This is a genomic window from Mesorhizobium sp. M0514 (genome assembly GCF_040321145.1).
In the GTDB taxonomy this organism is placed as follows: Bacteria; Pseudomonadota; Alphaproteobacteria; order Rhizobiales; family Rhizobiaceae; genus Mesorhizobium.
The window spans coordinates 1-17,595 of the sequence record NZ_JAMYQZ010000012.1 but is presented as its reverse complement, the minus strand read 5'-3'; the positions used below and the strand labels follow the sequence as shown (position 1 = coordinate 17,595).

Below are 17,595 nucleotides of genomic sequence, written 5' to 3'. Positions count from 1 at the left end.
ACGAGAACCATCTGGCGATGTCGTTCACCGAGTTTCGTTCGCGCTACAGCCTCTAAGGGCAAGGTAATCAAGGCGATCGGATCGCCGCCTCAGGCGGCATCGCGTTCGGCCTGCGCAGTCAGGTCCGGCTCCCGGCGGCTGTATTGGCGCGGCGAACAGCCCATGACGCGCTTGAATGCCGTGCTGAATGCGCTTTCGGATTCGTAGCCGAGCGCCAGCGCGATGACGGAAACCGGATCGCCGGAATGCATCAGCCTGTCGCCGGCCAGCATCATGCGCCAGCGCGTCAGATAATCCAGGGGTGAGGCCCCGACCGTCTGCTTGAATCTGAGCGCAAAAGTCGATCGCGACATGCCGGCGCGCCCCGCCAGTTGCTGCAATGTCCAGCCATGCGCCGGGTCCTCGTGCATGGCGCCGATCGCCGCGCCGATCTGCCTGTCGGTCAGCGCGAACAGCCAGCCGACATTGCCTTGCGCCGTCATATGCAGGCGCAAGGCCTCGATCAGGATCATGTGGGCGAGGTGCTCGACGATGAGAAAGCCGCCGGGACGCCGCTGGCGCAATTCCTGCATCATCCGCTCCACCGGCCAGCGCAGCGCCGAATGGTCGCTCTCGGCGCGGATGTGGACGATGGGCGGCAGCATCCGCAACAGGATGCCGGCATGGTCGCCGGACAGCGTGAAGCGACTGCTGACGAGGAGGAAATCGCCGCCGCCATTATGGACAGTGATGCCGCCGGTGCGTGCCGGTGAAAAGATCGTTCGGGCATCGACCGTCGTCAGGCCGAGATCGCTGGCAAGCCGGAAAGGGCGGCCGCGCGGCAACAGGAAACAGTCGCCCACGTCCAGCCGCACCGCGTCAGGGACGCCCTCGACCGACAGCCAGCATCGGCCGGACACCACGGCGCCGCATTTGATGGCGGCCTGCTGGTCAGGAAACTGGATCGCCCAGTCGCCACCGGTTTCCAGCCCAGCCGACAGGTAATTGCGCGGCTTCAGTAGCGACAGCACGTCTGACAGCGGATCCATGAGCGTTCTCGGACGATTGCGAAGATATCTCGGATTTTACAGTATAGATCGTATGATCGCAACCTTCTATCTCCTTCGGCAACGGGCTGCCTGTACGGCCTTCGCCGAAAACCAAGGAGAAATGATCATGCGTGTGTTCGTTACCGGGGCTACCGGTTTTGTCGGTTCGGCTGTTGTGCGGGAATTGCTCGGGGCGGGCCATCAGGTGCTTGGCCTCGCGCGGTCGGAAGCAGGTGCGGAGTCGATCGTGGCCGCGGGCGCCGAGGCGCATCGCGGCGATATCGAGGATTTCGAGAGCCTGCGCAGCGGCGCTGCCCAATCGGATGGCGTCATCCACACGGCCTTCAACCACGACTTTTCGAGATTCGCCGCCAGTTGCGCAGTTGACCAGCGCGCCATCGAAACGCTCGGCGCGGCGCTCGAGGGTTCCGAGCGGCCGCTGCTTGTCACCTCCGGACTCGCCGGTTTTGCTCAGGGAAGGCCGGCAACCGAAGACGACAAACCTGCGCCTCCATCGCTCTCCATGCCGCGCGCTTCGGAAGCAACGGCCGTGGCGCTCGCAGCGCGCGGGGTGCGCGCATCGACGGTGCGGCTGGCGCCGACCGTCCATGGCGAGGGCGATCACGGTTTCGTGCCGATGCTGATTGCCATTGCGCGTGAAAAGGGCGTCTCGGCCTATGTCGGCGACGGCGCAAATCGCTGGGCGGCGGTGCACCGGTTCGACGCCGCCACCCTGTACAGGCTGGCGCTGGAGAAGGGGGCGGGCGGCGTCAGCTATCATGCGGTTGCCGAACAGGGCGTGGCGAGCAAAGAGATCGCCGAGATCATCGGCCGCCGGCTCGGCCTGCCGGTCGTTTCCATAGGCCCTGAGGACGCGGCTGCGCATTTCGGCTTTCTCGGGCATTTCATCGGCAGGGACTTGTCGGCGTCAAGTGAGCAGACCCGCACTGCGCTGGGATGGCAGCCGACCGGGCCGGGGCTCATCGCCGATCTCGATCGTGCCCGCTATTTCGAGGCCTGATCAGGCCGGCCAGTCGCGTTGCATTGCACGACCGACAGCCTGGCGATCAGCGGCAGTGCCAGCAACACGGCCAGACGCAGCCCGCCGAGCGGGCAGCACCGTCGTGCTGCTGGAACCGCCGCCACATGTGTATGGCGGCAAGCACAACGAACACGGCGTAGAGGCCGCCCGCCGCCGGGACGACCTGCTCGCCCGTCGCCGGAAAGCCGGCGAAGGCATGGCCTCGTCATGGCAGACCTACCTTGTTACGGGGATGCGCGCGCGATTCCCGCGCCTAGTTAGAAATCGCCCTTCCTCACCTTGCCGTAAACGATATTCCGGTTCGAGCCATAGTAGACTTTCGCGTCGAAAGGACTCCCGCCGAGGGCGGCATTGATGATGTCCCACATATCGTCGGCCGAACGTAGGATGAGCGGCCAATCCATGAAAGTCTCCATGTAACCATCCGTCGTTATCTCGTCGCTGAAATTGGCAAACAGGAATTCGCCACCGGGCTTGACGAGTTCCATGGCTCTTTGAAGCAGGCGGACGCCGATGGCACGCGGCAGGTAATCGTAAAGCCCCGATGCGTAGACGAGATCGAATGTGCCAAGGGCGTAGGCGCGGCGCAGGATGCCGCGTACGGAACCCTGGACTGCCTCGACTGCCGTGCCGGCAAAGTCGTGGTTCACCGTGGCTACGCTGACGGGGTCCTGATCCAGGCCGATCCAACGCTGCAGTTTATGCCTGGCCAACGCGTCGGAGCGTTCGGCTTCCCTGAGGTGGCCGCAGGCAATCGCCAGCACCTCAGCCTTTTCCACACTGCTGGCCGTCTCGTCCACGGTCCTGGCCAGAATATCCCGCCGCTCGCGCCCCGCCACCGAACTGGCAGCTTCACTGGTGTACGCATAGATTTGCCGACCAAGTAAGGTCGACGAGGCCACGATCTCGTCGGCGATCGGATGCTTGTAGTAAATATCCAGCAGGCCTGCATCGCCCGAATACCCGCGCGGTTTTTCGACCGACCACCGCGTGAACGGGTCCTGGAGCAAATATTCCGCGACCCGATGCTGCTGAGCCAAAGGAACGAGTTTCTGCCAAACCGCGGTAGCAACCTGCCGGCGGAGCTTGTGGAGTCGCCCCGCCAAACGATGGACGACGGGGGCGGCCGGTTTGTTTCGCGCAAAGGCTTGATGAGCAAGGTCCAGTATCAGGGCGAGCTGGGCCGTGCTGTCCCTCAACTCGTCGGAGTCAGCCGCCTCTTCGGAGGTCGCAACATGTTTCTTCATCAGCCTAGTGGTGACCAGGCTGTATTGGTCGAGCTGCAGTTTTGGCTTGATAGGCATGCCGTTTACTCTCCGGTTTACCGCCCCGGTCCCCGGCCAGCAGCATAGGTGCGTCGCTGACCGATGCTAACAATTTTAATAAAATTTTAATAAAATTTTAGTCGATGGAGCGGCCATCAATTCTGCAAAACTGGCTAAATCCGAACCACCCGTTTACCCTCGGTTAGCGACATCTGACTTTTCCTGCGGACAGGGGCGTCTTCATTCCCCGACCGCAGGCGACGTCGGCTGTTGCATTCGCTACTGCAGATCGCGGAGGAGCGTTGCGATGCAACTGAGCGAGGACGTTGCCCACAAGGTGGCGGCAGCGATTGGACGTCCGCGGTGGCATTCCGCCGATCCGGAACTGCTGGCACTGTTCCTGCAGAAGGATGCCGATGAGAATCGGAGTCTTGTGCGATGGGGTATTGCGGCTGCTGTATTCAGCTATGTGGCCTATGGCCTCTTCGATTGGTTTCTTTTTCCGGATATCGCCGGCCGGCTTGTTTTGACCCGCGTTACCCTAGGGATCACTTCCCTGGCACTTGTCGAATTTGTCGCCCGACGGGGCTTTGCCCTTGCCACCTTGCACCTTGTAGCAGCGCTGGCGATTGTATCCGGTGCGCTTGGGTGGCTCGTCTCCGCTGTTGGTACAGAGCATCAGGATGCCCTCTCCCATTTCATGGTTTTTGGCACCGTGTTCATCCTGGGTGCGAATCTGTTCTTCAACTTCCGTTTTTGGCTTTCAGCCCTTGCCTCCGCGACGGTCGCCGCAAGCTTTGTGTACGCCGCGATGTTCTCCCTTCAGGCCGACATCGCCGGTCGGGTCGTGTTGTCGGCCTATTTCGTGAACTGCCTCGTCTTGTCGCTTTATCTTTCGTGGCGGCTGAGCCTGGAGCGTTACCAGACCTTCCTGCACGCGCTTCGGGCACAGTTCCAGGAGCAGGCTGCTATCAAGAAGGGGCAGAAGCTAACCGAAATCGCCGACACCGATCCGCTCACGGGAATGAAAAACCGCAGGGCGATCATTCGAGAATTCTCGGAGCTGCGCGAAGACTGGGCCGCGGACGACGACGAGATAGGCCTCATTCTGATCGACGTCGACTACTTCAAAAGGTTCAATGACGGACTTGGTCATCAGGCCGGCGACGATTGCCTGATCAAACTCGCCCATGTCCTTTCCGAGATGGCGGCTGCCAACAACGCCATCGCGGCCCGCTATGGCGGAGAAGAATTCGTCATTCTCTGCAAGGTCACCGGGCGGGCTCACCTTCATGAGATAACGAAGAAATTCTGTCGCGCTGTAGAGGATTTGGATATTTACCACCCTGATCGGGGCGACAAGCTCAACATCGTCACGATCAGTGCCGGGGCGTCGTTGACGCGCGCCGATCAGAGCATAGAGCTTAGAATCCTGCTGCAGGAAGCTGACCGCGCACTCTACGCGTCCAAGTTTGCCGGTCGGGCTACGTTCACGATTTACGACCCGCACGCCACCAGCCAGGATCGCTCCGGCGAAAATCTTTCAGAACTGCTGAAGCTGGCAATTTCCAACCAGCTCGTTTCTGTCGCCTACCAGCCAATTCGCGATCTGGCGTCCGGACGCGTGCTGGGGCACGAGAGTCTGATGCGGCTATGCGACTTCGACGGCACCATGATCAGTCCGTCCGTATTCATACCCGTTGCCGAGCAGACCGGAGCGATCGTGGAACTGGGTACGTGGCTGATCGATCGAGCCTGCGGTGACATGGCGGAATACGGATTGGGCTCGGTCGTGACGGTGAACGTATCCGTTCTTCAGCTCAAAGCTCCCAACTTTTCACTCCGGATCACCGAAATCCTTGGCAGGCACGGCCTTGCGCCACAGAAACTGGCCATCGAAATCACCGAAGGCAGTGACATCTTTCTGGAGGCGCAAGCGGTCAGAAACGTGGAGCGGTTGCGAAAACTGGGCGTTCAGATCTGGCTGGACGACTTCGGAACGGGATTTGCCGGCCTGACATGGCTGCGCCGTTTCAAGTTCGACGTGGTCAAGATCGATCGCAGCTTCCTCCACGACTGCCAGACGTCTCGTGGCTTGAGCCTTTTGCGGGACATGGTCGGACTGCTTCGCAATCTTGGCCATGTCGTGCTCGCCGAGGGCGTCGAAACGGAGGAGCAGTACATATTGCTGCAGCGCCTGGGGGTAAATTTGATGCAGGGCTTCCTCACCGGGCATCCAGTCCCGATCGAAGAGGTAAACCAAATGAGGCAAGGCCTTGTTGCCTAGCGGCAGCCTCTACGCTGAAGCTTCGGAGGGCATCCTGCTTCGTTCCGGTCCCCTACGCTACTTCGTAGCTTCGGGCGACACTCCTACGCCCAGATGCGGTTCCGGGTGGCGGAGAGGGAGGGATTCGAACCCCCGATGGGCTTGCACCCATGCCGCATTTCGAGTGCGGTGCATTCGACCACTCTGCCACCTCTCCGCGGTCATGGTCGGCCGTTGCCGGCGCGGCGCACTAGATAACGGCTGGGCGGGCAGGTTACAAGGCCAAATCCACGGGGAAATTCAGCTTCCTGTGCGGGCTTTGCCGGGAGGGCTGCGCCGCGGCCACGTCGGCAGATAGGCCAACCGGTCTCGACCGGAGGGATCGGGCGCGGCAAGGAGGCCGCATGGCCAAGGATTCCGCCCGTTTGCCTTGACTCGTACCGAACCTTCGGTTAGGGGAAGCGCGCAATCGGCGTGGAGGGTTCTTCCACGCCGCTTGTTTTTCGAACCCGCAGACTGACAAAAAGACGGCCGAACCGCGTGACGCGGCTCATCGAGGCCGACCGAACAGCGAAAGGCAAAAAATGTTCGCAGTCATTAAAACGGGCGGTAAGCAGTATCGCGTTGCCGCCAACGATCTCCTGAAGATCGAGAAGCTCGAAGCCAATGTCGGCGATATCGTCGAAATCGGCAGCGTCCTCGCCCATGGCGAAGGCGAAAATGTCACCTTCGGCGCCCCGTTCGTCGATGGCGCTCTGGTCACGGCGGAAGTCGTCGAGCAGGGCAAGAACCGCACCGTCATCGCTTTCAAGAAGCGCCGCCGGCAGAATTCGCGCCGCAAGATCGGCCACCGCCAGCTTCTGACCACCGTGCGGATCGCCGAGATCCTGCTGGGTGGCGCCAAGCCTTCCAAGAAGGCCTCAGCCAAGGTGGAAGCCAAGGAAGTCAAGGCTGACGTAGCGCCCGAGGCGAAGGCCGAGGCCGCGCCGAAGGAAGCCAAGGCGAAGAACGAAGCCAAAGCCGAGGCTGCTCCGAAGGATGAAGCCAAGACGGAGACCGCCGTCGCCGCGCCGCTGTTCAAGGCGCCGAAGGGCGAGCCGGACGATTTGGCCGTGATCAAGGGCATCGGCCCGGTTGCCGCCGGCCAGCTGCACGAGCAGGGCATCACCACCTTCGCCCAGCTTGCCAAGCTGTCGGACAAGGACGTGGCCAAGATCGACGCGCACATGCCCTTCAGCACCGACCAGATCAACGACTGGCGCGAGCAGGCCAAGGAACTGGCGAAGAAGTAAAACGAACCGGCGACAAGGTCGCCGGATCGGACTTGAAACGGAACGCGAACGCGTTCATAAGACCATTCAAGCGCCCCAGGGCGCATCGGAGTTAGTTAGATGGCACACAAGAAAGCTGGCGGCTCGTCGCGCAACGGTCGCGACTCGCATTCCAAGCGTCTGGGCGTGAAGAAGTTCGGCGGCGAAGCCGTCATCCCGGGCAACATCATCATCCGTCAACGCGGCACCACCTGGCATCCCGGCGTCAATGTCGGCATGGGCACGGACCACACCCTTTTTGCGCTCGAGACCGGCGCAGTCACCTTCAACAAAAAAGCCAACGGCCGAACCTACGTATCGGTCAACCCGATTACCAAAGCCGCGGAGTAGCCGGTTCCGCACTATAAAACCGGCGCCCATCTCGGGAACCGGTGTCTGGCCAAACCATTGAATGGAGCCAGGAAAAGGATCAGGGGAGATGGGTTTTCCATCTCCCCTTTTTTCTTGCCTGGAGGACGTCGAATGGTTGCCGAAGCGGAAGACACCGAAGACGAAAGTTACGCGATAGATTGCCCGGTGCTGGCCACGGAGCGGCTGGTGATGCGCGCCCCGTGCGAAGCCGACATCGCGCAACTGGTCGAGCTTGCCGACAACCGTCACGTCGCCGAGATGCTGGCCCGCATGCCGCACCCCTATGGCGAGGCCGAGGCACGCGCCTTCCTGGCTATGACGAGATCGCGCCGGGCCGGCATCGCCTATGCGCTGACGCTGGCCAGTACCGACATTTTCGTCGGCTGCGCCGGCCTCAACATGACCGACCGCGGGCTGGAGCTCGGCTACTGGATCGGCGAGCCCTACTGGAAGCGCGGCTATGCGACGGAGGCCGCGCACGCGTTGGTCGACCTCGCCTTCCAACGGACCTCGATCCAGGTGCTGCAGGCTTCGACGCGGGTGATCAATCCGGCCTCGCGCCGCGTCATCCACAAATGCGGCTTCCAGTATGCCGGCCAGGGCATGCTGAACTCGATCGTCGCCGGCCAGGTGCCGGTCGAGCGGTACCGGCTGGACAGAAAGACCTGGATCAGTCTTCGAAACTGGGTGCATTTCTAGGTGTTTTGATATTCAGGTGAGGCCGGCCTGCAAACGCGGGTTTATGCGCTTCCGGTGCACGTACTTAAGTACGCTCCGCTCCGGTTCTCGAAAACCAGTGTTTTCGGCTCGGCCTGACCTGAATCTCAACACACCTAGCGCGTGCCTCCAAACGACAGGTTTGGCAACGTTGGTTGTGGATCGGACTCAACTCAGCCCATCTCGACCCAAATCGGGAGATGGTCCGAGCCGACCGCTTCACGGTCGACCCACAGGCGCTTCAGCGATCCGGCGAGCGAGGCCGAGGTGAAGATGTAGTCGATGCGTTTGTGGCGGCTTGTGTCTTCGGGTCGCGTGGGATCGACCCAGGTGACGACGTCTGGTGTGTTCAGGCGCTGGGCGACGTCGACGGCGAGATCGGCGGTCAGCGGCATGCCGAATTCATGGTCCGGGCGGCCGACGAGTTCGACATATTCGGGCGAGCCGGGCAGCATGTTGAAGTCGCCCATGACTATGAAGGCTTCGGGATAGGGCAGGTCCGGCAGGCCGATCTCGGGAATGCCGGAGAGGCCGCCGCCCTCGAAGGCATAGTTCAACAGGCGCTGGCGCAGGAAACGGATCTGGCTGGCGCGTTCAACCGGACTGCGATGGTCGAGATGCGTGGAATAGAAGCGGATGAAGCCGAGCGGGGTCTCGACCAGCGCCTCGAGCGCGCCGCGCTGGAAGTTCATCGCCTCAAGGCTGCGGCTGCGCGGCAAAAGCAGATTGCGCGACAGATGGATCGGCGTCTTCGACAGCACCATGTTGCCGAGCTGGAAAGTGGTGGTGATGGCGCGGCCGGCCTCCAGGCGCGAGCCGACATTGACCTCGAAATTGCTACCGTAGGCGGCAAAATATTCGGGCAGCGCCTCGCCGATCTCGGCGACCATGTCGCGGTTGCCGTTCCTCGGATTGTTGCGGGTCACTTCCTGCAGCGCGATCACGTCGGCGCCGCGAACCGCCGCGGTGATGCGGCCGAGATCGTAGCGGCCATCCAGACCGATACCGTACTGGATGTTGTAGCTTACAACCTTCATTCCCGCGCCCCTCAAGCTCCGTCCGCGAACACTGCTACCGCGTCCCCGGCAAAAGGGCATCCGGCGCTTTAGTCGCAAAACGGCCTCGCCCTTGGCCGCGCCTTGGTTTAGAGCAAGGCGCAAGATCTAAAGCAAAGCCGCAAGGCCAACAGAAACTGCGTAGTCCAATGAAATTTCTCGATCAAGCCAAGGTTTATATCCGCTCCGGCGACGGTGGCGCCGGCTCTGTGTCGTTCCGGCGCGAAAAATTCATCGAGTTCGGCGGCCCGGATGGCGGCGACGGCGGCCGCGGCGGCGATGTCTGGCTGGAAGCGGTCAATGGGCTGAACACGCTGATCGACTATCGCTACCAGCAGCACTTCAAGGCCAAGACCGGTGTCCACGGCATGGGCCGCAACATGACCGGCGCCAAGGGCGCCGATGTGACGCTCAAGGTGCCGGCCGGAACCCAGGTGTTTGCCGAGGACAATGAGACGCTGATCTGCGACCTGACCGTGGTCGGCCAGCGCTTCCTGCTGGCCAAGGGCGGCAATGGCGGTTTCGGCAACCAGCATTTCAAGACCTCGACCAACCAGGCGCCTCGCCGCGCCAATCCGGGCCAGCCCGGCGAAGAGATGAATGTCTGGCTGCGGCTGAAGCTGATTGCCGACGCCGGCCTGGTCGGGCTGCCAAATGCCGGCAAGTCGACTTTTCTGGCAACCGTCACCGCAGCCAAGCCAAAGATCGCCGACTACCCCTTCACCACGCTGCATCCAGGTCTCGGCGTTGCCCGCATCGATGCGCGCGAATTCGTCATCGCCGACATTCCGGGCCTCATCGAGGGCGCGCATGAGGGTGTCGGCATCGGCGACCGGTTCCTCGGCCATGTCGAGCGCACGCGTGTGCTTTTGCACCTGGTCTCGGCGCAGGAGGAAAATCCTGGAAAGGCCTACAAGACCGTGCGCGCCGAGCTGGATGCCTATGGCAATGGGCTGATCGAGAAGGTCGAGATCGTGGCGCTGAGCCAGGTCGATATCCTTGACGCCGATGAGCGCAAGAAGAAGGTTGCGTCGCTCAAACGCGCTGCCGGCCGCGCGCCGATGCTGCTGTCGGCGGCCACCGGCGAGGGCGTCGAAGCGGTGCTGCGGGCGCTGATGGCGGTTGTCGGCGAAGCGCGCGACAGGGCTGCCGCTCCCGTCGAGACCCGCTGGGACCGATAGCGATGACGGCGCAGTCGCTGACAAAATACCGGCGCATCACGGTCAAGATCGGTTCGGCCTTGCTGGTCGACCGCACCAGCGGCCTGAAGCGCGACTGGCTGGCTTCGCTTGCCGAGGATATTGCAGTGCTGGCCAATGGCGGCGCCGAGATCCTGGTCGTGTCGTCCGGCGCCATTGCGCTCGGCCGGACCATTCTCGGTCTCGGCAAACGGGCATTGAAGCTGGAAGAAAGCCAGGCGGCTGCGGCCGTCGGCCAGATCGCGCTGGCCGGCGCGTGGTCGGATGCGCTGGGCAAGGGCTCGCTGAAATCGGGCCAGATCCTGCTGACGCTCGGCGACACCGAGGAGCGCCGACGCTATCTGAATGCGCGGGCGACGATCTCGACACTGCTCAAGATGAAGGCGGTGCCGGTCATCAATGAGAACGACACGGTGGCGACGTCCGAAATCCGCTATGGCGACAATGACCGGCTGGCGGCACGCGTGGCGACCATGATGGGCGCCGACCTGCTGGTGCTGCTCTCCGACATTGACGGGCTCTATACGGCGCCGCCGGCGCGCGATCCCGCTGCGAAATTCATTCCGGTGGTCGACCGCATCACGCCCGATATCGAGGCTATGGCCGGGGCGGCCGCATCAGAACTGTCGCGCGGCGGCATGCGCACCAAGCTCGATGCCGGCAAGATCGCCACCGCCGCCGGCACCGCCATGATCATCACCTCGGGCACCAGGCTGTCGCCACTGATGGCGATCGAGCGTGGCGAGCGCGCCACCTTCTTCAGGCCGAGCGCCAATCCGGTGAAAGGCTACAAGACCTGGATCGCCGGCCAGCTCGAACCGGCCGGGCGGCTCACCGTCGACGCCGGCGCCATCGGTGCGCTGCTGTCCGGCAAATCTTTGCTGCCGGCCGGCGTCAGGCTGGTCAGCGGCAATTTCTCGCGCGGTGACACGGTGGCCATCCTGTCGCCGGAAGGGCGCGAGATCGCGCGCGGGCTTGTTGCCTACGATGCCGCCGATGCCGTAAGGATCGCAGGCCTGAAGACAGCGGAGATCGAAACCGTGCTCGGCTACGAGGCGCGCTCGGCGATGATCCACCGCGACGATCTGGTGGTGAGCGATCCGGGTGACCAGATACGGGCTGCCGGCCAGGTATGGCCGGGGGCGAGGTAAGCGGAGGATGAGACATGCTGAAGTTGCATGAACAATCCGGGGATGACACCGTCGCGCTGATGGCTGATATCGGCCGCCGCGCCCGCGCGGCCGCCCGACCGTTGGCGATTGCGACCGCCGCCGCCAAGGATGCCGCACTTCTCGCCATGGCCGACGCGATCATCGCGCGCCAGCAGCAGATTCTCGATGCCAACGCCATCGATGTCTCTAACGGACACGAATCGGGCTTGTCCGGCTCCTTCATGGACCGGTTGAAGCTCGATCCGGCGCGCACCCGTGCCATGGCGGATGGCATCCGTGAAATCGCCGAGCTCAGGGACCCGGTCGGCGATGTGATTGCCGCCTGGGATCGCCCCAACGGCCTGCAGATCGAGCGCGTGCGCACGCCGCTCGGCGTTGTCGGCGTCATTTATGAAAGCCGGCCGAATGTGACGGCGGATGCCGGCGCGCTCTGCCTCAAGGCCGGCAATCCGGTGATCCTGCGCGGCGGCTCGGACTCGCTCAATTCGTCCGCCGCCATTCATGCCTGCCTGGTCGAGGGGCTGAAGGCCGCCGGCCTGCCGGAAGACGCCATTCAGCTGGTGCCGACCACCGACCGCGCCGCCGTCGGCGAGATGCTGAAAGGGCTTGGCGGCAATCTCGACGTCATCATTCCGCGGGGCGGCAAGAGCCTGGTCGGGCGCGTGCAGAGCGAGGCGCGGGTGCCGGTCTTTGCCCATCTTGAAGGCATCTGCCATCTCTACATCGACCGCTCGGCCGATCTCGACATGGCGGTCAGGATCGCCGTCAACGCCAAGATGCGGCGCACCGGTGTCTGTGGCGCTGCAGAGACTTTGCTGGTCGACCGCGCGGTGGCCTCCACACATCTGGTGCCGATCCTCGACGCGCTACGCGCCGCCGGCTGCGAGATCCATGCCGATCAGGAAGTGATGAAGCTGTTCTTCGACGCCAAGCCGGCGACCGATGCCGACTGGGTGACCGAATATCTCGACGCCGTCATCGCGGTAAAACTGGTCGACGGGATTGCCGGCGCCATCGACCATATCGAGACGTTCTCCTCACACCACACAGAGGCGATCATCGCCGAGGATACCAAAGCGGTCGAGCGGTTCTTCAACGAGATCGACTCGGCGATCCTTTTGCACAATGCCTCGACGCAGTTCGCCGATGGCGGCGAATTCGGCATGGGCGCCGAGATCGGCATCGCCACCGGCAAGATGCACGCGCGCGGACCGGTTGGTGTCGAGCAGCTGACCTCGTTCAAATACCGCGTGCGCGGGTCGGGACAGGTGAGGCCTTGAATCATTCGCGTCAGGGCTTGAGGCATTGAGCCCAGACACCCCCCTCTGTCCTGCCGGACATCTCCCCCGCAAGGGGGGAGATCAGGTTTTTCTTCCGCTTTCGCCAATCACTAACGTTGCAAGAAAAGTGCCTTTGCCGAAGCTGCTGATCTCCCCCCTTGCGGGGGAGATGCCCGGTGGGGCAGAGGGGGGTGCCTAGCACCATGCTGTCGTCCCTTCAGCCCGCCATCCCCTCGCACTACCTCCGTATGCCGCATGCCGAGAAAGGCCTCGCCGTCGGTCTGTTCGGCGGATCGTTCAACCCGCCGCATGCCGGCCATGCGCTGGTGGCGGAAATTGCCTTGCGGCGCCTCGCGCTCGACCAATTGTGGTGGATAGTGACGCCTGGCAATCCGCTGAAGAGCACCAGGGAACTGGCGCCGCTGAGCGACCGGCTGCTCCAGTCGGAGCAGATCGCCAAGAACCCGAAGATCAAGGTCACCGCCTTCGAGGCGGCGTATCATATTCGCTTCACCGCCGACACGCTGGCGCTGGTCAAGGCACGCAATCCCGGCGTCGACTTCGTCTGGATCATGGGCGCCGACTCACTCCGCGATTTCCACCGTTGGCAGCGCTGGCGCCAGATCGTCATGACCTTCCCCATCGCGGTCATCGACCGCCCGGGCGCGACGCTGTCCTTCCTGTCCTCGGTCGTGGCCAAGACCTTCGACTATGCCCGCGTCGACGAGGGTGACGCGCCCCGGCTCGCCCGCATGAAGGCGCCGGCCTGGACTTTTATTCACGGCCCGCGTTCGTCGCTGTCATCGAGTGCTATTCGCAAGCAAGCCAAGGGGTAACTCGTAAGGCCAGATCGCCGATGTCGCTTTTACGGCGGCCTTTCGCGATCCGCTGGGCGATGCTGCGCTGGATATGGCCAATTCAGTGAACCAGACCGACATCGACCACAATCATGGCGCCCCGCCGGCGCCCGTGATCGCCATTGCCAGCGTAATCGTGTCGATGGCGCTGATTGCGGTCGGGAATGGGTTGATGTTCGCCTATATCCCGGTCCGGCTTGGCGTCGAGCGCTTCGATCCGACCTGGGCCGGGCTGATCATCACCGGCCTTTCCGCCGGCGGCCTTGCCGGCTGCATCCTGACCGGGCCGCTGGTGCGCCGCGTCGGGCATGCCCGGGCCTTCATGGTGCTGTCGGCGTTGATTGCGCTGTCCAATGCTGCCATTGGCGCCGGCACCTACCCGCTGCTGTGGATCGCCGCGCGCGCGCTTTACGGTTTTGCCATATGCGGCCTGTTCATCGTCGCCCAGAGCTGGCTCAACGATGCCGTCGCAAACGCCATTCGCGGCCGGGTGATGGCGGTGTTTTACGTCGCCTATGTCGCCGGACTTGGCGTCGGCTATGCCCTGCTGGCAGCGGTCGACATCGCGACGGCGCAGGCGCCGCTGATCGGCATTGCCTTCACCGCAGTGTCGATCCTGCCGGTCGGCATGACGCGGTTGGCTCAACCGCCGCCACCTCGCGCAGCCTCCGTGGCGCTCGGTCGCGCCTGGCGGATCTCGCCGGTCGGCGTGGCCGGCATGCTGGCCGTCGGCGGCCTGTCGATGGCGATCGCCGGGTTCGCACCGATCCATGCCACGGCCAAGGGCTACAGCCAGGCCGATGTGGCGCTGCTTTTGTCGGCGATGCCCGTCGGCACGCTGATCCTGCAGATACCGCTCGGCTGGATTTCCGACCGTACCGATCGCCGTTACGTGCTGGCCGGCGCTGCGGCACTGGCCATCGTCGCCGGTATTCTGGCTGTCGGCTTTGACGGTGGCGCTCTGGCGGTGCTGGTGGTGATCTATGTGATCTGGGACGGCGCTTCGGAATCGATCTATTCGCTGGCCAGCGCACACGCCGCCGATCGCGCCGGCAAGGACGACATGGTGGCGCTGTCGAGTTCGCTGCTGTTTGCGTGGTCGCTGTCGGGCTTCATCGTGCCGGGCATCGTGACGGCCCTGTCGGCCGTCTATGGAACGCAGGCCTTCATCTATGTGGCGATCATGATCGCCACCGTGTTCTGCCTGTTCGTGCTGTGGCGAGTGGCGACGACGCAGGCCGTACCCGCCACGGCGACCGGCAGTTTCGCGCCGATGTCGGCGCAGGCGCCGTTGCCGGTGGAGTTCGCCTACGCCCCGGAAGATCAGCGCTGAACGGTTTCACTGGTGGCGGCAGTTTCCTGTCGGGCCTCCGGCGGAGGTGCGGGAACCGAAATGGCTTCCGCGTCGAAGGCCTGCTTGACGCGTTTGGTGAGATCGATCTGGGTGGCGAAGAAATCCGCCGCCGTGGTCCAGTAGCGCAAGGTGATGGCGACGCTGGCATCGCCTACGGTGGCTACGAAGGCGATCGGGGCCGGCTCTCGCTTGACGCGGCGCTCGCTGCCGGCGACGCCGAGCATGGTTTTCTGCGCCAGGTCGATGTCGTTCCAGGAGCCGATGGTCAGCGTGACATCGCCGCGGCGCACACCATTGCGGGTATAATTGCGCACCGGCTGGTTCCACAGCGTCGAATTGGGCGCCAGCACATAGACGCCGTCTGTCGTGCGGAGCTTGGTGGCGAACAGGCCGATTTCCTCGACGGTGCCGGAAATGGCGCCGACCTCGACATATTCGCCGATGCGGAATGGCCTGAGCGCCAGAAGCATGATGCCTGCGGCGATGTTCTGCAGCGTGCCTTGCAGCGCCAGGCCGATGGCCAGCCCGATGGCGCCGATGGCGGCGATGATCGAAGCCGTCTGCACGCCGAACTGACCGAGCACCATAATGACGACGAGGATCAGGATGGCGTAGCGCACGATCTTCGAGAAGAAATGGCGCAGCGTCGCGTCGAAACCATGGATATGGCCGAGGCCGGCTGAGATCGATCGTTCTGCGAGCCCGGCGACGAGATAGCCGACGACCAGCAGGATGATGGCGCCGATGGCGGAGAAGGAATAGGAAACGATCAGCGTGCTGAGTTGCGCAAGGCCAGCCTGCACGGTGAGAAGCGTGTTCTGGGGGTCGATTGGCATCAGGAAAAATCCGTTTGGGGGGTGTGTCGATAACCCCTGCCGCGGCCATGGGTTCCGATTTTTCTCAAGGCTCCGGAACCGGAAGACGTGCACTGCGTTCGCGGTGGCAGGGCCTCCCGTCTTGAAACTGCAAGGGAACTCTGCCTATCTATGGGGTGTCACCTGATTTCGTGGGTGATTTGGTTGTTCTTGCTGCGAAAGGAAATACACTGAGAACAGCATTGCGGAAGAAGGCTGACGTCATGCCTTCGCCGGCCAGGATCAGCGTAGATGACGCCGTGTCCCGTGCCATCAAGACAGTCCTTGCCAGTCTGGAAGACTCCAAGGCCGAAAATATTGTCTCAATCGACATTCAGCGGAAATCGAGCCTCGGCGACTATATGGTCATCGCGTCGGGCCGGTCACACCGTCATGTCTCGGCTGTCGCCGACCACCTGCTCAAGGCGCTCAAGGATGCCGGTCTCGGCACGGCGCGCGTCGAGGGGCTGTCCGGCGCCGACTGGGTCCTGATCGATTCAGGCGACATCATCGTCCATGTCTTCCGCCCAGAAGTCCGCGAATTCTACAATCTTGAAAAGATGTGGCAGGCGCCGGACCTTGAGGAAGAGACCTTGCACTGAGCTCCGTCTCATGTCGTAACCATCCGGGTGCGACATGGATTGAAAGCTCGCCGAGGCAGGGATGAAGATAGCAGTTCATGCCGTGGGCCGGATGAAGGCCGGCCCCGAGAGAGAACTCGCCGACCGCTATTTCGAGCGTTTCGCCAAGAGCGGCCCGGCGATCGGGTTCGAATTCTCTGGTGTCGCCGAGATCGCCGAGGGACGAGCCCAGAACGCCAATGAGCGCCGCCGCGAGGAAGGCCAGAAGCTGCAGGCACAGCTGCAGCCGGGCACGGCGCTGTTCCTGCTCGACGAACGCGGCAAAAACCTGTCCTCAGACGATTTCGCCAGCCGTATCGGCCAGCTGCGCGATGGCGGACGCAAGGCGTTGGTCATCGCCATTGGCGGCGCCGACGGGCACGACCAGTCGATTCGCGATCAGGCTGAGCTGATAGTCTCGTTCGGCGCGGCGACCTGGCCGCACCAACTGGTGCGCGTCATGCTGGGCGAGCAGCTCTATCGGGCGGCAACGATTCTTTCGGGACATCCCTACCACCGTTCCTAAATCAGTGGGTCGAGGATCAATCGTCCGGATTTCCGCCCCAATGCGCGGCTGTTTTGTGCTAGGCTTCGGTTCGATCATGGTTGATGGTTCGTTAACGAAGCCACGCATAGAGTCGGGCTTCAATGGCTGACAACGGGAAATCACGAACGGGCTTTCGGCACGCGCGCTGCGGCATCGCTGCAGCGGTGGTTTTGCTGTCGCTCGGGCTTGCGCGGGCCGAAAATACGCTGGACGTGGCGCCCGACCCCGATCTGAGCCGTGCCGAATATGAGAAGGTGTCGGCCGAGATCACGCTGTCGTCCGAACGGCTGGCCAAGCTCGCCGCCGACATTGCTTCGGTCAAGAAGGACCATGCCTCGATCACCGCGGCGCTTATCCAGTCGGCGATGACCGAGCAGAAGCTCGGCCAGGACATCGAGGATATCGGCGCCAGGCTCGAAGGACTGAAGGGCGAGGAACAGAAGATCCGTGTCTCGCTGGCGGCGCGGCGCGACGTGCTGGCCGAGGTGCTGGGGGCGCTGCAGCGCATGGGGCTCAATCCGCCGCCGGCGATCCTGGTCAAGCCGGAAGACGCACTGTCGTCGGTGCGCAGCGCCATCCTGCTCGGCGCAGTGGTGCCCGAACTGCGCCAGCAGACCGACAAATTGCTGGCCGACCTCAGGGAACAGACCCGGGTGA

The 17,595-nt window shown here is 63.1% G+C and carries 17 protein-coding genes and 1 tRNA gene; 13 read left to right on the top strand and 5 right to left on the bottom strand.

All coding sequences use genetic code 11. The features are described 5' to 3' along the window. Window positions 1-89: 89 nt before the first annotated feature. Window positions 90-1,028 carry an AraC family transcriptional regulator gene (locus NKI61_RS07705; protein ID WP_352654327.1) on the bottom strand — a complete coding sequence of 313 codons (939 nt, stop codon included), beginning with the start codon at window positions 1,026-1,028 and terminating at the stop codon, window positions 90-92. Between the two features lie 127 nt (window positions 1,029-1,155). Between NKI61_RS07705 and NKI61_RS07700 the strand changes: the two genes are divergently transcribed. Next, window positions 1,156-2,049, top strand: coding sequence for an SDR family oxidoreductase (locus NKI61_RS07700; RefSeq protein WP_352654329.1), 894 nt, complete (start codon window positions 1,156-1,158; stop codon window positions 2,047-2,049). A 278-nt stretch (window positions 2,050-2,327) separates the two neighbouring features. On the opposite strand, the gene NKI61_RS07695 is transcribed toward NKI61_RS07700, so the two are convergent. Continuing rightward, on the bottom strand, window positions 2,328-3,374 hold the full coding sequence (locus NKI61_RS07695) for a class I SAM-dependent methyltransferase (protein WP_352537819.1): 1,047 nt from the start codon (window positions 3,372-3,374) through the stop codon (window positions 2,328-2,330). Window positions 3,375-3,642: 268 nt separating this feature from the next. Here NKI61_RS07695 and NKI61_RS07690 point away from each other — a divergent pair, with 268 nt between their 5' ends. Then, the gene (locus NKI61_RS07690) at window positions 3,643-5,622 is read left to right on the top strand and encodes a putative bifunctional diguanylate cyclase/phosphodiesterase (protein WP_352839108.1); all 1,980 of its coding nucleotides are present in this window, start codon (window positions 3,643-3,645) and stop codon (window positions 5,620-5,622) included. A gap of 106 nt (window positions 5,623-5,728) precedes the next feature. On the opposite strand, the gene NKI61_RS07685 is transcribed toward NKI61_RS07690, so the two are convergent. After that, window positions 5,729-5,818, bottom strand: a tRNA-Ser gene (locus NKI61_RS07685). A gap of 367 nt (window positions 5,819-6,185) precedes the next feature. On the opposite strand from NKI61_RS07685, the gene NKI61_RS07680 reads away from it, so the two are divergent. The 3 genes from NKI61_RS07680 (at window position 6,186) to NKI61_RS07670 (ending at window position 7,982) form a co-directional block, all read left to right on the top strand. Beyond that, on the top strand, window positions 6,186-6,893 hold the full coding sequence (locus tag NKI61_RS07680) for a 50S ribosomal protein L21 (RefSeq protein ID WP_023704931.1): 708 nt from the start codon (window positions 6,186-6,188) through the stop codon (window positions 6,891-6,893). A 99-nt stretch (window positions 6,894-6,992) separates the two neighbouring features. Continuing rightward, the gene (gene rpmA / locus NKI61_RS07675; protein ID WP_015315190.1) at window positions 6,993-7,262 is read left to right on the top strand and encodes a 50S ribosomal protein L27; all 270 of its coding nucleotides are present in this window, start codon (window positions 6,993-6,995) and stop codon (window positions 7,260-7,262) included. A gap of 132 nt (window positions 7,263-7,394) precedes the next feature. Beyond that, window positions 7,395-7,982: a GNAT family N-acetyltransferase gene (locus NKI61_RS07670; RefSeq protein ID WP_023700237.1), complete on the top strand. Its 588-nt coding sequence runs from the start codon at window positions 7,395-7,397 to the stop codon at window positions 7,980-7,982. 191 nt (window positions 7,983-8,173) lie between these two features. On the opposite strand, the gene NKI61_RS07665 is transcribed toward NKI61_RS07670, so the two are convergent. After that, window positions 8,174-9,037, bottom strand: coding sequence for an endonuclease/exonuclease/phosphatase family protein (locus NKI61_RS07665; RefSeq protein ID WP_023728671.1), 864 nt, complete (start codon window positions 9,035-9,037; stop codon window positions 8,174-8,176). 167 nt (window positions 9,038-9,204) lie between these two features. Here NKI61_RS07665 and obgE point away from each other — a divergent pair, with 167 nt between their 5' ends. The 5 genes from obgE (at window position 9,205) to NKI61_RS07640 (ending at window position 14,896) form a co-directional block, all read left to right on the top strand. Next, a complete protein-coding gene (obgE, locus tag NKI61_RS07660; RefSeq protein ID WP_023668691.1) occupies window positions 9,205-10,236 on the top strand; it encodes a GTPase ObgE in 1,032 nt (343 codons plus the stop codon). Window positions 10,237-10,238: 2 nt separating this feature from the next. Then, window positions 10,239-11,405: a glutamate 5-kinase gene (proB, locus tag NKI61_RS07655; protein ID WP_352839107.1), complete on the top strand. Its 1,167-nt coding sequence runs from the start codon at window positions 10,239-10,241 to the stop codon at window positions 11,403-11,405. Window positions 11,406-11,419: 14 nt separating this feature from the next. Continuing rightward, entirely contained in the window at window positions 11,420-12,706 is a 1,287-nt protein-coding gene (locus tag NKI61_RS07650; protein WP_023712013.1) for a glutamate-5-semialdehyde dehydrogenase, read from the top strand. Window positions 12,707-12,909: 203 nt separating this feature from the next. Beyond that, window positions 12,910-13,542, top strand: a complete 633-nt coding sequence (locus NKI61_RS07645) for a nicotinate-nucleotide adenylyltransferase (protein ID WP_023822432.1) — start codon at window positions 12,910-12,912, stop codon at window positions 13,540-13,542. An 85-nt stretch (window positions 13,543-13,627) separates the two neighbouring features. Next, window positions 13,628-14,896, top strand: a complete 1,269-nt coding sequence (locus tag NKI61_RS07640) for an MFS transporter (protein ID WP_502899866.1) — start codon at window positions 13,628-13,630, stop codon at window positions 14,894-14,896. Here the strand turns inward: NKI61_RS07640 and NKI61_RS07635 are convergent. Beyond that, a complete protein-coding gene (locus tag NKI61_RS07635) occupies window positions 14,887-15,753 on the bottom strand; it encodes a mechanosensitive ion channel family protein (RefSeq protein ID WP_352839105.1) in 867 nt (288 codons plus the stop codon). The two genes, NKI61_RS07640 and NKI61_RS07635, sit on opposite strands and share 10 nt — an antisense overlap. A gap of 242 nt (window positions 15,754-15,995) precedes the next feature. Here NKI61_RS07635 and rsfS point away from each other — a divergent pair, with 242 nt between their 5' ends. The 3 genes from rsfS to NKI61_RS07620 all read left to right on the top strand — a co-directional run. Next, entirely contained in the window at window positions 15,996-16,373 is a 378-nt protein-coding gene (rsfS, locus tag NKI61_RS07630) for a ribosome silencing factor (RefSeq protein WP_023668698.1), read from the top strand. 61 nt (window positions 16,374-16,434) lie between these two features. Then, complete coding sequence (rlmH, locus tag NKI61_RS07625) at window positions 16,435-16,917, top strand: 23S rRNA (pseudouridine(1915)-N(3))-methyltransferase RlmH (protein ID WP_023684125.1); 483 nt, start codon at window positions 16,435-16,437, stop codon at window positions 16,915-16,917. Window positions 16,918-17,039: 122 nt separating this feature from the next. Then, the coding region (locus tag NKI61_RS07620) for a murein hydrolase activator EnvC family protein (protein WP_502899864.1) at window positions 17,040-17,595 on the top strand (556 nt) is incomplete at its 3' end.

Excerpts from the sequence above, each read along its gene's own strand:
- NKI61_RS07705 (WP_352654327.1), bottom strand. The coding sequence starts at position 1,028 with ATGGATCCGCTGTCAGACGTGCTGTCGCTACTGAAGCCGCGCAATTAC.
- NKI61_RS07700 (WP_352654329.1), top strand. The coding sequence starts at position 1,156 with ATGCGTGTGTTCGTTACCGGGGCTACCGGTTTTGTCGGTTCGGCTGTT.
- NKI61_RS07695 (WP_352537819.1), bottom strand. The coding sequence starts at position 3,374 with ATGCCTATCAAGCCAAAACTGCAGCTCGACCAATACAGCCTGGTCACC.
- NKI61_RS07690 (WP_352839108.1), top strand. The coding sequence starts at position 3,643 with ATGCAACTGAGCGAGGACGTTGCCCACAAGGTGGCGGCAGCGATTGGA.
- NKI61_RS07680 (WP_023704931.1), top strand. The coding sequence starts at position 6,186 with ATGTTCGCAGTCATTAAAACGGGCGGTAAGCAGTATCGCGTTGCCGCC.
- rpmA (WP_015315190.1), top strand. The coding sequence starts at position 6,993 with ATGGCACACAAGAAAGCTGGCGGCTCGTCGCGCAACGGTCGCGACTCG.
- NKI61_RS07670 (WP_023700237.1), top strand. The coding sequence starts at position 7,395 with ATGGTTGCCGAAGCGGAAGACACCGAAGACGAAAGTTACGCGATAGAT.
- NKI61_RS07665 (WP_023728671.1), bottom strand. The coding sequence starts at position 9,037 with ATGAAGGTTGTAAGCTACAACATCCAGTACGGTATCGGTCTGGATGGC.
- obgE (WP_023668691.1), top strand. The coding sequence starts at position 9,205 with ATGAAATTTCTCGATCAAGCCAAGGTTTATATCCGCTCCGGCGACGGT.
- proB (WP_352839107.1), top strand. The coding sequence starts at position 10,239 with ATGACGGCGCAGTCGCTGACAAAATACCGGCGCATCACGGTCAAGATC.
- NKI61_RS07650 (WP_023712013.1), top strand. The coding sequence starts at position 11,420 with ATGCTGAAGTTGCATGAACAATCCGGGGATGACACCGTCGCGCTGATG.
- NKI61_RS07645 (WP_023822432.1), top strand. The coding sequence starts at position 12,910 with ATGCTGTCGTCCCTTCAGCCCGCCATCCCCTCGCACTACCTCCGTATG.
- NKI61_RS07635 (WP_352839105.1), bottom strand. The coding sequence starts at position 15,753 with ATGCCAATCGACCCCCAGAACACGCTTCTCACCGTGCAGGCTGGCCTT.
- rsfS (WP_023668698.1), top strand. The coding sequence starts at position 15,996 with ATGCCTTCGCCGGCCAGGATCAGCGTAGATGACGCCGTGTCCCGTGCC.
- rlmH (WP_023684125.1), top strand. The coding sequence starts at position 16,435 with ATGAAGATAGCAGTTCATGCCGTGGGCCGGATGAAGGCCGGCCCCGAG.